This window comes from Bradyrhizobium sp. HKCCYLRH1030 (genome assembly GCF_051168395.1).
GTDB lineage: Bacteria > Pseudomonadota > Alphaproteobacteria > Rhizobiales > Xanthobacteraceae > Bradyrhizobium.
Genome location: NZ_JBNPUY010000004.1, coordinates 497362 through 510760, shown reverse-complemented (window position 1 = coordinate 510760; position 13399 = coordinate 497362). Strand labels below are relative to the sequence as shown.

Here is a 13399-nt window from a genome sequence, read left to right as displayed (position 1 = left end):
GCGACAGGGCGAAGCATGACGGGTGGCGGCGCATTCTTCCAATCGATATCGGATATGATATTAATTCGTCCTATGAATTTGGCCGCACTCGATCTCAATCTGCTGGTGGCGCTCGACGCGCTGCTCCGCGAGAGCAGCGTCAGCCGGGCTGCGCTGCGGATCGGACTGTCCCAGCCGGCCACCAGCCACGCGCTGCAGCGGCTGCGCGACTTGCTCGGCGATCCCCTCCTGGTCCGCACCGGCGCGCGGATGGAGCTGACCCCGCGCGCCCTTGCGCTGCAGGCCCCGCTCGCCCAGGCGCTGGATCAGGTGCGCGGCCTGTTCACGCCCGACGCGTTCGACGCTGCACGGAGCGAACGCCAATTTCGCCTGATGATGCCTGATCTCGCGGTCGAGCTGCTGATGCCGTCGTTGATGGCCAAGGTGACGCGCGCCGCGCCCAACCTCCGCATCGACGTCGTGCCTTGGCGAGGCCCTGCGATCTTCCACGCCGAGTTCGCCCGCACCATCGACATGGTGATCTCGATCGGCAACGCCTTCAAGGGCTTCCATCGCCAGTTGCTCTACACCGACAGCGATGCGCTGGCGGTGCGGCGCGGTCACCCGGCCGGCAGGCGACTGAACCGGCGAGACGCCTTCCTGGCCGCCCGGCATGTCGCGGTGGTGCTGCGCGGCCAGAGCGAGGACCTGATCGACGGCTGGCTGCGCAGCAAGGGCTGGGAGCGGCGGATCGCGCTGGTCGTGCCGAGCTACATCGAGGCGCTGCATGTCGCCGCGCGCACAGATCTCGTCGCCTTCGTGCCGCGCCGCCTGATCGCGGCGCTGGCGCAGGCCTTGTCGCTGTCGACCGTCGCGCCGCCGCTCGATCCTGGCATCGACGAACAATACATGTTCTATCCGACCAGGGCGCAGGTCGAGCCGGGGTCGATCTGGCTGCGCACGCTGATGCTGGAAACGGGCCGCGAACTCGGCGGCGCGCCAGGACGTCCGACGAAACCGACTTGAGCATCCGGCGCCCGCGCGTCGTGCTCTGTCAGGCCGCCAACAGCAAAATGCGTTGATACAGTTGAGGTCGCTCAGGGTGGGCAAAGCAGCCGCCCGGCAGGGCGGCGGCGTGCCCACCGCGGTGCTGCGTACTCCGAGTCAGATGGTGGGCACGGCGCGGGATCGAGCGCAGTCCATGGTGAGTACGGTGATGCGCGCCTTTGCCCACCCTCCCCTCCAAACCGGCTAGCGCAGCAGCGGCATGAATTCCGGCTCGTTCAGTTTTTTGGCTGGCGTCCGCCTTGTTGTCAGGCTATCAGACGCCTGCTGCGCTGATGCGCACCGTAAGCGTCTCACGTCAGGCAACGCATTCAACGGATCGGCTCGATCCGGAGGAATGCAGGACGCGTTGCCCGTGATCGACCGATCGAATTCCGGAACTGCCATCATGAAACCATCTGGTGAACGGCGCGCGCGCAGAAAACTGCCGGCGCGCTATTCGGCCGTCGTCATGCCATTGACACTCTCAGTGCTGATGACGTTCGTCGTGTCGGCGATCGCCACGCTGAGGAGCCTTGGACCGACACAGGCGTTCATCGAGACCTGGCCCGCAGCGTGGGCCATCTCCTGGCTCGTCGCGTTCCCCACGTTGCTCGCTGTCCTGCCGCTGGTGCGGCGGATCGTGGCGCTGGTGGTGGAGACGCCCAAGCCGAATTAACGAGCCGAATTGATCGGAGCAAGCGGGGCCGCCGAACTGCGGCCCCGTTTTACGCCCCGCCCCCGCGCAAGGGATGAACTGATCGCAAGCCTCGGGCATGATGTGCCGCGCGAACGCAGACGCGTCCCGGTCTCTGTTGCTCGTTCAAGCCGCTGGTTGAGCCGTGAATCCGCCTCGTCCACCGCTGTCGTCCAGGACAAGCCCCGCCGCCGTCGTGATGGGAAAAATGCCAATGACCCCTGTGCATCAAACCACTGCCTGTGGGTATGGGCCCCCGGCTCAAGGCCGGGACGACGGCGGAGCGCGTGGATACAGTTCTCGTAGAAGCAACACATAGCGGAACGTCCGGCCCGCCCCGTGGTCTGAGCTTGAGGGTCGCATTATTTGGCGAGCGCCTTAGCCGCCTCCACCAGCCGCGCACTTGCGCTCGCGGTTGCGATCAGGGCGCCGTCGCCGTTGGTAAGACGTCCCTCGATGAAGGCGATGGTCTTGCCGAGTTGAAGCACGCGCGCCTCGCCCACGATCGGCCCGGGCTGCGCCGGCACAAGATAGTTGACGGTCATGCTCACCGTCGTCGTGTAGAGTCGACCTTCGGTCCTGATAAAGACGGCGGGCCCCATCGTGTCGTCCAACATCGATGCAAGCAGGCCGCCCTGGATGAAGCCGGCGGGATTGCAGAACTCCTGCTTGCCGTCGAAGCCGATCTTAATCCACCCGTCGGCCGGGTTGGCGTCCAGCAACCGCCATCCGAGCAGTTTTGCGCAGGGTGGCGGGGTCAGCGTATCGAGTGCGGTTGCGACCATGGGCGTCTCCTCTATGCGCCCGTTCTAGCTCCGCACTGCTGCCAGCCTCGTGTCAGCAGCGGCGAGATCAATCCCCCAGCCCATGCGCCACGACCTTGCGCATCACGTTGGGCAGCGCCTCGCCGTCCAGCGTCGCGATCGGGACCCAGCGCATGCCCTCCGGGGCGCGTGTCCGCGCCGGGACCCGCGCGGTATAGACCACGAGCTCCAGCGGGAAATGCGTGAAGACGTGGGTGACGATTCCGAGCCTGCGGTGCCAACGTTTCACGCCGGCCAGCTCCGGCGCTTGCGCGAGCGCGTCGGCATCGTCCTGGCCGGCGAGCCATTCCGAGCCGGGAACCTCGGTCATGCCGCCGAGCAGGCCCTTTGCGGGGCGCGAGCGCACCAGCAGCTCGTCGCCTCGGACGACGACGAAGGCAGCGCCGCGACGGAGCGTGCCGGTCTTCTTGGCGGCCTTGCGCGGGAACGTCTCCTGGTCGCCGCGCTCGCGTGCGGTGCAGTCCTCGCTCAAGGGACACAGCGCGCAGGCCGGCTTCTTCGGCGTGCAGATGGTGGCGCCGAGATCCATCAGCGCCTGCGCGCTGTCGCCGGCGCGCGACGGCCCGAGCAGGGTCGCTGCCAGCGCCTGGATCTGCGGCTTGGCCTGCGGCATCGCCTCCTCCACCGCGAACAGCCGCGACACCACGCGCTCGATGTTGCCGTCGACCGGCATGGTCAGCCGATCGAACGCGATCGCGGCAATGGCCGCCGCGGTGTACGGACCGATGCCGGGCAGCGCGCGCAGCCCCTGCTCGGTGTCCGGGAACACGCCGCCATGCTCGCGCAGCACCGTGACGGCACAGGCATGCAGGTTGCGCGCCCGCGAATAATAGCCGAGGCCGGCCCACATCCGGAGCACGTCGTCGAGCTCGGCGCTGCCGAGCGCCGAGACATCCGGCCAGCGCGCCAAAAACTTCTCGAAATACGGCCCGACCGCCTTCACCGTGGTCTGCTGCAGCATGATCTCCGACAGCCAGACGCGATAGGGATCGGAGCGCTGCCCGGCCGGCGCGCGCCACGGCAGCCGCCGGCGGTGGCGGTCGTACCAGGCGAGCAGTTGTGCGGGGCGCTCGGCGGAGCCGCGATTCTCTGGCCGGCTCTTGCGCTTGGAAGGAAGGGCTGATGACACCATTGGCTTAATCTAGTACGTCAGGAGCCATCGTCGCCCGCTGGACCGCCGTCTCGTCTGCGGCATCCACGGCTTTCTTCGAGCCCAGGCGGCTCGGACGGGCGGCAGACCACGAGAAGCCTGCATCGATGGCAAAGCCCGGCCGCCTCACCGCAAAACCGCTGTCGCTCATGATGGGCGACGTGCTGACGGCCGCCTATGCCAAGCAGGGCTTTGCCGCGCGCGAGCTGGTGACGCGCTGGCCGGAGATCGCGGGGCGCGAGATCGCCGAGCACGCCCAGCCGCTGAAGATGCAATGGCCGCGGCCGGTCGAGGGCCAGCCGCAGGAGCCGGCGACGCTGATTTTGCGCGTCGAGGGGCCGATGGCGCTGGAGATCCAGCATTCGTCGGACGTGATCCTGGAGCGGGTCAACCGCTTCTTCGGCTGGCACGCGGTCGGCAAGCTGGCGCTGCGCCAGGGGCCGCTGTTGCGCCCCCCGGTGAAGCGCCGCCCGGTGCCGCCCGATCCGAAGACGGTCGCGAAGGTCGCGCAGACCCTGACCGCGATCGAGGACGACGCCCTGCGCGACGCGCTGGCCCGCCTGGGCGCCGCCATCAAGCGAAATTGACGCTGACGCTTTGATCCCCATTTGCGGCCCGGCATTGCCTCCGGGTGGGTTTCAAGCTAGCGAAAAGCCGAGTTACGAGCGTTTCAGGCGCGAGATGCGCCCATTTCGGAGCAGAGCCTTGATCATCACCCGCCGCGCCTTCACCGCTGCCCTGTCGCTGACCGGCCTCGCCGCTCTGGCCGGCTTCTCCCCGCTGCGGCTGATCTCGGACGCGATGGCGCAGAGCGCCGCCGATGTCGCCAAGCCTCAGTCGTTGCCCGACATGGCGATCGGACCGGCGGACGCTGCGGTGACCATCACCGAATACGCCTCCATGACCTGCCCGCACTGCGCGGCGTTCAACGCCACCGTGTTCCCGAAGCTTAAGGCCGAATACATCGATACCGGCAAGATTCGCTACATCTTCCGCGAGTTCCCGCTCGACATCAAAGCCGCCGCGGGCTCGATGCTGACGCGCTGCATCGCCAAGGACGACGCGCAGAAGTATTTCGCGGTCACCGACATGCTGTTCCGCTCGCAGAACGACTGGGTGGTGAAGAACACGACGGAGACGCTGACGCGGATCGGCAAGCAGGCTGGTCTCAGCCAGCAGCAGGTCGAGGCCTGCCTCAAGGACCAGGCGTTGCTCGACAAGATCGCCGCCGACCAGAAATATGCGAGCGACATTCTTAAAGTCGATTCGACGCCGACCTTTTTCATCAACGGCGAGAAGATCAAGGGCGAGGCTTCGATCGAGGAGTTTCAGAAGAAGATCAACCCGCTTCTGAAGAGCTGATTCGAATCACTGAGTCATCAAAGACACAGCGCGGCCCCTCAATGGGGCCGCTTCTGTTTCGTGGGCCGTTCGCCACGAGAAAGCCTTGGAAAAGCAGGCCCGGCGGGTTGCCCTGGGGACCAGCCCTCGCCATTGTCCCGCCCTCAGAATGAGGCGCCAGGGCGACTCAGTCCACATTGACATTGCCTTCCATGGTATTGTCGGGGCTGGGAGATTCGTCTCCCGCCAACAGAGAATCTGTGCATGAAACTCACGCGTCTTCGTCTTCACGGTTTCAAGACGTTCGTCGAACCGACTGACTTCGTGATCGAACCCGGCCTCACCGGCGTCGTCGGTCCGAACGGTTGCGGCAAGTCGAATCTGGTCGAGGCGCTGCGCTGGGCGATGGGCGAGACCTCGCACAAATCGCTGCGCGCCGCCGACATGGACGCTGTCATTTTCTCCGGCTCGAACACGCGGCCGTCGCGCAACCACGCCGAAGTGGTGATGACGATCGACAACAGCGATCGCACCGCGCCAGCGGCCGTGAACGACCGTGACATTCTCGAGATCTCGCGCCGCATCGAGCGCGAGGCCGGCTCGGTGTATCGCATCAACGGCCGCGACGTGCGCGCCCGCGACGTGCAGATCCTGTTCGCCGACGCCGCCACCGGCGCACGCTCGCCGGCGCTGGTCCACCAGGGCAAGATCGGCGAGATCATTCAAGCGAAACCTGAGCAGCGCCGCCGCGTGCTGGAAGACGCCGCCGGCGTCGCCGGCCTGCATGCCCGCCGCCACGAGGCCGAGTTGCGGCTGAAGGCGGCGGAGACGAATCTGCTGCGCGTCGAGGACGTCATCGGCCAGCTCTCCGGCCAGATGGAAGGCCTGCGCAAGCAGGCGCGGCAGGCGATCCGCTACCGCGAGGTCGCCGCCAAGGTGCGCAAGGCCGAAGCGACGCTCTATCACCTGCGCTGGATGGGCGCGCATGCCGACCTCAACGACGCCGCGCATGTGCACGATGTCGCCGTGCGCGAGATGGCGGAGCGGACCCGCGAGCAGGCCGAATCGGCCCGCATCCAGGCGATCCGTTCGTCGCATCTGCCGGCGCTGCGCGAGGCCGAAGCCCGCGCCGCCGCGACGATGCAGCGGCTGAAGAATGCCCGCGATCTGCTCGACCGCGAGGAGGTGCGCGCCAAGGAGCGCGTTAGCGAGCTCGATCGCCGCCTGATGCAGCTCACCGCCGACGTCGCGCGCGAGCAGCAGCAGAACCAGGACGCGCAGGTCGCGCTGCAGCGCCTGGAGACCGAAGACGCGGAGCTGAAGGAAGAGATCAAGGCCCGCGTCGAGATGCGCAGCGGCGTCGACGAGCGCGTCGCCGAGGCAGAGGCTGATCTGGCCGAGACCGAGCGCCAGTTCACCGAGCTGACGACGCAGCTCGCCGACCTCACCGCGCGCCGCAACCAGCTCGAAGCCAACGTCCGCAGCCATCGCGAGCGTCTCGCCCGCCTCGACCAGGACATCGCCAATGTCCGCGCCGACGAGGAGCGGCTGGCGCAGGAGACCGCGCATCTCGGTGATCTCGACACGCTCGCCGCCTCGCTCGAAGCGGCCGAGGAATCCGAGGCGCAGGCCGAGGCCGCGGTGCAGACCAACGAGTCGGCGCAGGCCAATGCGCGGCAGAAGCTCGAAGCCTCGCGCGCCCCGCTCGCCGAGGCCGAGAAGCGGGTGCAGCGGCTGGAGACCGAGGCGCGCACCATCTCCAAGATGGTGAACAGCGAGACCAAGAATCTGTGGCCGCCGATCATCGACGGCGTCACCGTGGCCAAGGGTTATGAGAAGGCGCTCGGCGCCGTGCTCGGCGACGACCTCGATGCGCCGGTCGATGCGTCTGCGCCGATGCACTGGACGGTCGCCGGCGCCGAGGTCACCGACCCCGCGCTGCCCGATGGCGTCGAGCCGCTCGCGGCCTATGTGCAGGCGCCGCCGGAGCTGTCGCGCCGCCTGGCCCAGATCGGCGTGGTGTCGCGCGACCGCGGTGCTCAACTCGTTTCTCAACTCAGGACCGGCCAGCGGCTGGTGTCGCCGGAAGGCGACGTCTGGCGCTGGGATGGCTTCATCGCCGCGGCGCATGCGCCGACCGGCGCGGCCCGGCGCTTGGCCGAGCGTGCCCGCCTGATCGATATCGAGGCCGAGCTCGAGCAGGCGCGCATCGATGCCGCCAACAAGCGCCAGGCGCTGGAGAGCGCCGAGGCCGAGGTGAGGGCCGCGACCGCCGCCGAGAGCGCCGCGCGCGAAGCCTGGCGCGCCGCGCAGCGCGAGGTGAACTCGGCGCGCGAGCGCCACGCCAATGCCGAGCGCGAGATCAATCGCCATTCGGCGCGCAAATCGGCGCTGGTCGAGGCCTCGACCCGCCTCGCCCATGACCGCGCCGAGATCGCCGAGCTGCACCAGAATGCGCTGGAGGCGATCGAGGAGCTGCCGGCGACCACCGAAGCCGATGGCCGGCTGGCGGCCGTGCGCGCCGAGATCGAGGCCAAGCGCCGCGCCGCGGCCCAGGTGCGCGCCGAGGCCCAGGCGCTGGCCCGCGAGGCCGAGCTCGCCGACCGCCGCGTGCAGGCGATCATCAACGAGCGCAACGACTGGTTCAACCGCATCCGCGGCGCCGGCTCGCAGATCGCCACCATCGAGGCGCGCATCGCCGAGGTGAGGGACGAGCGCGCCGAGCTCGACAACGCGCCGGAGATCTTCGCCGAGAAGCGCAGCGCGCTGATCGACGAGCTCGCCATCGCCGAGGAGGAGCGCCAGGTCGCGGCCGACGCGCTCGCCGAGGCCGAGACTGCGATGGGCGACACCGACCGCGCTGCGAAAGCGTCGCTGGAAGCGCTGTCCAAGTCGCGCGAAGCAGCCGCCCGCGCCGAGGAGCGGCTGGAGAGCGCCAAGCGCCGCGTCGGCGACGTCGAGCGCGAGATCCACGACATGCTCGAATGCGAGCCGCAGGCGGTCGCGGCGATGGCCGAGATCGGTCCGGACACGCAACTGCCGCCGCTGCACGAGATCGAAGAAACCTTGGAGAAGCTGCGCCGCGACCGCGAGCGGCTCGGCGCCGTCAACCTGCGCGCCGAGGAAGAACTCACCGAGGTCGAGGGCTCGCATACCGCGCTGACCACCGAGCGCGACGACCTCGTCGAGGCCATCAAGCGGCTGCGCCAGGGCATCCAGAGCCTCAACAAGGAGGCGCGCGAGCGCCTGCAATCCTCGTTCGAGACCGTCAACGACCACTTCAAGCGGCTGTTCACCGAGCTGTTCGGCGGCGGCGAAGCGGCGCTGCACCTGATCGAGAGCGACGATCCGCTCGAGGCGGGCCTCGAGATCATCGCCAAGCCGCCGGGCAAGAAGCCGCAGACGCTGTCGCTGCTGTCGGGCGGCGAGCAGGCGCTGACGGCGATGGCGCTGATCTTCGCGGTGTTCCTCACCAACCCCTCGCCGATCTGCGTGCTGGACGAGGTCGACGCGCCGCTCGACGACCACAACGTCGAACGCTTCTGCAACCTGCTGCACGAGATGAAGGGCTCGACCGAGACCCGTTTCATCATCATCACCCACAACCCGATCACCATGGCGCGCATGAACCGGCTGTTCGGCGTCACCATGGCCGAGCGCGGCGTGTCGCAGCTCGTCTCGGTCGCGCTCGACGAGGCCGTGAAGATTCTCGACCAGCAGGTGGCGTGATCTTGCTGCGTCATTCCGGATCGCCGCCCGCGCGGCGGCCGGACTGACGCGTGGAGAGGACCGATGATCTCTCCTGATCTGCCCGCCGCGCTGAAGGCGTCCCTCGAAGCCATGCTGCACGGGCAGTCGCGGCAGGATGCAGCCGCCCGGGCGGCCCGCATCTCGGCCGCCTACCGCAGCGGCGGCAATTCCGGAACGATCACGAGCGACGCCGACGCCATTGCCTATGCCACGGTGCGAATGCCGGCGACCTACGCGGCGGTCGTTGCCAGCCTCAATGCCGTGATGCAGGCGAGCCCGGACTTCGCTCCGGCCTCGCTGCTGGATGTCGGTGCCGGACCAGCGACCGCGAGCTTCGCTGCGGCGGAAGCGTTTCCGCTGCTGACCTCGTTCAACGCCGTCGATTCCAATCCAGCGTTGCGCGGGCTGGCGCTGACGCTCGCTGACGACACGATGCGCCTCCGCGACCTCTCTTATGCGCTGGGACCGGCGCGAGCGCTGCTCGATCGTGCCGGAAGGGCCGATCTCGTCATCGCCAGCTACATGATCGGCGAGCTGACGGAGGCCGAACGCTCTGCGACCGTCGATGCGCTGTGGGCCCGGACCGGCGATACGCTGCTGATCGTCGAACCCGGCACGCCCGCCGGCTATCAACGCATCATGGCGGCCCGTGACCGCCTGATCGCAGCCGGGGCTCATGTCGCGGCGCCCTGCCCGCACGCAGCGCCGTGTCCCCTCGTGGCACCGGACTGGTGCCACTTCGCGCAGCGGCTGGCGCGGTCGCGGGCACATCGCGAACTGAAAGGGGCTGACGTCCCGTTCGAGGACGAGAAGTTCAGCTTCGTTGCCCTCACCCGCAAGCCAGCAACGCATCGGCCCGCCGCACGCGTGCTCGCGCCGCCGTCGGTCACCAAGGTCGCGACAACCGCGAAGCTGTGTCAGGCGGACGGCGCCGCCGGCGTCATCAGCGTTCCCCGCCGCGACAAGCCCGCCTTTGCCGCCGCCCGCCGGTGGGACTGGGGCGACGGCGTGGAGCCGCCGTCACGGCCGTAGATACCGTCGCGGCCGCAGATGGTTAACGACAGGTCGTGTTTGTCTCTCATTTTCGCGATTTCGCGAAACCCGAGAGAAATCGCTGCTTGCTACGGTGAGCTGCAACAGGCGCTGGATGCGCTGCTCACACGGGAACGCGTTTCGATGTTCAGGACGATGATGATCACCGCCGCGCTGCTGGCTTCGGCAGGAACGGCCCTGGCAAACGGCCACGGTGGTGGATCCTCGGCACCGCCCCCACCGAAACAGGAGGGCCCGCCGGCCAAGGCCATCGTCGGCAAGAACGGTCCCGTCCTGGTCGACCCAAAAGGAATGACACTCTACTATACCGAACGCGACAACACCGGGAACAAGTCGACCTGCGACGGTGCCTGTGCCGAGAAGCGGCCGCCGCTGATCGCCCCCGACAACGCAACCGCCAGCGGCGACTTCACCGTCATCACCCGCAGCGACGGCAAGAAGATGTGGGCCTACCGCTACCGGCCGCTCTACACCTCGCAGCTCGACAGCGTCCCCGGCGATATCAAGGGCAACGACCCCACGCAGCAATGGCGGGTCGCCCGTCCCTATTGAGCCCTGCGCATCGTTGCCTCCGACGCCAATTCGGTCGCCTGGGCGCCCATCGAACGGACCGGCCAGGCTCAAGCGACTTGAACGGGCATCCCCCCTGATGCGACCAATGCACGCCGGTCCACCTGCGGACCGGCGGCGCCGTCGCGTGTCGGCCGCCTCGTTCTCCCGCCCTCTCCCTCGGAGCCCGTCATGTCCGGCTGGATCGTCCTCGGCATCATCGTCATTCTCGTGCTGTTCGCCCTTGGCGCCTACAACCGGCTGGTCGCCCTCAGCCAGCGGGTCGGCCAGGCCTTTGCCGACATCGACGTCCAGCTCAAGTTGCGCCACGACCTGATTCCGAATCTGGTCGAGACCGTGAAGGGCTACGCTGCGCATGAGCGCGGCACCCTCGACGAGGTCATCAAGGCTCGCAATGCGGCGATGTCGGCGCAGGGCCCGGCCCAGGTCTCGGCCGCCGAAGGCCAACTTTCCGGCGCACTCGGTCGCCTGATCGCGCTGTCCGAGGCCTATCCGGACCTCAAGGCCAACGCCAACTTCCAGCAGCTCGCCGGCGAGCTCTCCGACATCGAGAACAAGATCGCCGCCAGCCGCCGCTTCTTCAACAACGCGGTCCAAGAGTATAATACCGGCATCCAGCAGATGCCCGCCGCACTGTTCGCCGGGACCTTCGGCTTCACACGCAAGGAGTTCTTCGATCTCGGCGCCAGCCGGACCGAAGTCGAGGCCGCGCCGAGCGTCAAGTTCTGATCCCGCGCCCTCCGCGCTGAAGGGTCCGACGCCATGGCCGCCTACGGTCTCTACACCCACATCGCATCGAACAAGACTCGTTCGGTGCTGCTGCTCGGCGGCCTGTTCCTGCTGATCTACGTGCTGGTGTTCGCCGGCGCGCTGGTCGCGGAGGTCATGATCAACGGCAATGGCAGTGTCGCCTATTACATGAACGCGGCCACCCGCGACCTGATCAGGGCGCTGCCCTGGGCCACGCTGGGCGCGGCGGCCTGGATCGTGATCGCCTATTTCTTCCATCAGAAGATGATCGACGCGGTCACCGGCGGGACCGCGGTGACGCGTCAGGAGCAGCCGCGGCTTTACAATCTGCTCGAAAATCTCTGCATCTCGCGCGGCATCACCATGCCGCAGCTGAAGATCATGGACAGCCCGGCGCTGAACGCCTTCGCGACCGGCCTGAACCCGCGGCAATACGCGGTCACCGTCACGACCGGCCTGCTCGACGCGCTCGATGACCAGGAGATCGAGGCGGTGCTCGGCCACGAGCTGACCCATATCCGCAACGGCGACGTCCAGCTGATGGTCGTGGCCGTCATCATCGCCGGCGTGGTCGGCTTCTTCGGTGAACTGTTCTTCCGCCTGTTCACCAACATGAGCTGGGGCGGCGGCTGGGGTCGCTCGTCGTCGTCGTCCTCCTCGTCCGACTCCGACCGCAAGGGCTCCGGCGGCGGGGCCATCATCGTCGTGATCATCGCGGTGGTGCTGATCGTGGTGGCCTGGCTGCTGTCCCAGGTGGTCAAGCTGGCCCTGTCGCGCACCCGTGAATACCTTGCCGATGCCGGGTCGGTCGAGCTGACCAAGAATCCGGACGCCATGATCACCGCCCTGCGCAAGATCGAAGGGCGCGGCGAACTGCCCGGCGCCACCTCCGCCGTCATGGAATTGTGCGTCGACAATCCGCGCGAGGGCTTTGCCGACCTGTTCGCCACCCATCCCTCGATCGATGCCCGGGTCCAGGCGCTGATCAGGTTCGCCGGCGGCCATGATCCGGGCCCGCTGGCGCTGCCCACGGACGAGGCACAGCCCGACGATACCGGAGCCGATGCTCCAGACGGCGACGCTCCGCCACCGTTGCCGTCCGGTGGTCCCTGGGGCCAGGCCGATGGCCCGGCCCCGCCATCTGGCCAGGGTCAAGCCGCTCCCCAGGGACCGTGGACCACCCCCGCGACCGGTCCCTGGGGCCGGCACTAGTCGCCGCCTTCGCCGCGGAATTCAGCCGCCAATCCCGTGCGACGGGCAATTGTCCTGCCATTCGCTTGCAAGTGCTTCCTCGCCGGCTCGAACGCCCGGGCCGGAATGCCTCCGATTGCTCCAGCCTGTTGCGGCGAAGGCGCAAATTTCCCCGGTCCCGTGCTGCAATGAATTTGAATTCTCCAGCGTTTCTGCCATGTTCGCGCCCAAAGCAGAATGCAATGCGCCGGCCCCCTGGCCGGCCTCAGGGCTGAAGGACTTTCCATGGCGAAACCGGCAGTGGTTGTGGTGGGTGCGGACAAGGGCGGGGTCGGCAAGACCACGGTGTCGCGGACGTTGCTCGATTATTTCAGCGCCAACAACGTCCCCACCCGGGCGTTCGACACCGAGCATCCGCGCGGCACCTTGAAGCGCTTCCACCCGGAGATCACCGAGATCGTCGACATGAATTCGACGCCGGACCAGATGAAGATCTTCGACACCCTGAGCGCGGTGGCGCCGTCGGTGACCGTGATCGACGTCCGCGCCGGCCTGATGTCGCCGACGCTCGCCGCGCTGCGCGACATCGGATTCCTCGACGCCGCCCGCTCCGGCCAGATCACCTTCGCGGTGTTCCACATCCTGGGCTCGTCGATCGCCTCGCTCGACGAGATCGCCGAGACGGCGAGCTACATGATCGGCGCGAAATATTTCCTGGTGAAGAACTTCATCAACAACACCAGCTTCTTCGAGTGGGACCAGTCGACCTACAATTCCTACTTCCACCGCATCAAGGACGCGACCGAGCTGACCATCCCGAAGCTCAACGAAATGGCGTTCGAGCAGGTCGAGGTCGCCTCGGTGCCGTTCCTCAAATTCGTCGCCAACAAGGGTCCCCGCGACGAGGCCGCCAACTACTCCTTCGTGCTGCGCGGCTATGTCCGGCATTGGCTCGCCAACGTCTGGAGCGAGTACGACCGCATCAAGCTGACCGACATCGTCGGCTCGACCAAGGCGGCGGCGCCGCGGCCGGCCGGGGAAAAATAGCAG

At 67.6% G+C, this 13399-nt stretch carries 12 protein-coding genes; 10 read left to right on the top strand and 2 right to left on the bottom strand.

Going from position 1 to position 13399, the window contains the following annotated elements:
- The first annotated feature begins 72 nt into the window (after positions 1–72).
- Both ACQR1E_RS15485 and ACQR1E_RS15480 read left to right on the top strand, forming a co-directional pair.
- Positions 73–1005 carry a LysR family transcriptional regulator gene (locus ACQR1E_RS15485; protein ID WP_315750415.1) on the top strand — a complete coding sequence of 311 codons (933 nt, stop codon included), beginning with the start codon at positions 73–75 and terminating at the stop codon, positions 1003–1005.
- Between the two features lie 427 nt (positions 1006–1432).
- A complete protein-coding gene (locus ACQR1E_RS15480) occupies positions 1433–1702 on the top strand; it encodes a DUF2798 domain-containing protein (RefSeq protein WP_315827130.1) in 270 nt (89 codons plus the stop codon).
- Positions 1703–2082: 380 nt separating this feature from the next.
- Here ACQR1E_RS15480 and ACQR1E_RS15475 read toward each other — a convergent pair whose 3' ends face one another.
- Both ACQR1E_RS15475 and mutY read right to left on the bottom strand, forming a co-directional pair.
- Positions 2083–2505, bottom strand: coding sequence for a PaaI family thioesterase (locus ACQR1E_RS15475; RefSeq protein ID WP_316167462.1), 423 nt, complete (start codon positions 2503–2505; stop codon positions 2083–2085).
- A 67-nt stretch (positions 2506–2572) separates the two neighbouring features.
- Entirely contained in the window at positions 2573–3676 is a 1104-nt protein-coding gene (mutY, locus tag ACQR1E_RS15470) for an A/G-specific adenine glycosylase (RefSeq protein ID WP_434844152.1), read from the bottom strand.
- 125 nt (positions 3677–3801) lie between these two features.
- On the opposite strand from mutY, the gene ACQR1E_RS15465 reads away from it, so the two are divergent.
- The 8 genes from ACQR1E_RS15465 to ACQR1E_RS15430 all read left to right on the top strand — a co-directional run bounded on the left by ACQR1E_RS15465 (position 3802) and on the right by ACQR1E_RS15430 (position 13396).
- On the top strand, positions 3802–4281 hold the full coding sequence (locus tag ACQR1E_RS15465; RefSeq protein ID WP_315717265.1) for a DUF721 domain-containing protein: 480 nt from the start codon (positions 3802–3804) through the stop codon (positions 4279–4281).
- 118 nt (positions 4282–4399) lie between these two features.
- Positions 4400–5056, top strand: coding sequence for a DsbA family protein (locus ACQR1E_RS15460; RefSeq protein ID WP_315717267.1), 657 nt, complete (start codon positions 4400–4402; stop codon positions 5054–5056).
- Between the two features lie 243 nt (positions 5057–5299).
- The gene (gene smc, locus ACQR1E_RS15455; protein ID WP_434897246.1) at positions 5300–8764 is read left to right on the top strand and encodes a chromosome segregation protein SMC; all 3465 of its coding nucleotides are present in this window, start codon (positions 5300–5302) and stop codon (positions 8762–8764) included.
- A gap of 63 nt (positions 8765–8827) precedes the next feature.
- Positions 8828–9817: a small ribosomal subunit Rsm22 family protein gene (locus tag ACQR1E_RS15450; protein ID WP_315826977.1), complete on the top strand. Its 990-nt coding sequence runs from the start codon at positions 8828–8830 to the stop codon at positions 9815–9817.
- A 144-nt stretch (positions 9818–9961) separates the two neighbouring features.
- Positions 9962–10390, top strand: coding sequence for a COG4315 family predicted lipoprotein (locus tag ACQR1E_RS15445; RefSeq protein ID WP_315750410.1), 429 nt, complete (start codon positions 9962–9964; stop codon positions 10388–10390).
- A 189-nt stretch (positions 10391–10579) separates the two neighbouring features.
- Positions 10580–11137, top strand: coding sequence for a LemA family protein (locus tag ACQR1E_RS15440; protein WP_315717271.1), 558 nt, complete (start codon positions 10580–10582; stop codon positions 11135–11137).
- 33 nt (positions 11138–11170) lie between these two features.
- Positions 11171–12370, top strand: a complete 1200-nt coding sequence (locus ACQR1E_RS15435; RefSeq protein WP_434897245.1) for a M48 family metalloprotease — start codon at positions 11171–11173, stop codon at positions 12368–12370.
- Between the two features lie 264 nt (positions 12371–12634).
- Positions 12635–13396: a hypothetical protein gene (locus ACQR1E_RS15430; protein ID WP_009025709.1), complete on the top strand. Its 762-nt coding sequence runs from the start codon at positions 12635–12637 to the stop codon at positions 13394–13396.
- The last annotated feature ends 3 nt before the right edge of the window (positions 13397–13399 follow it).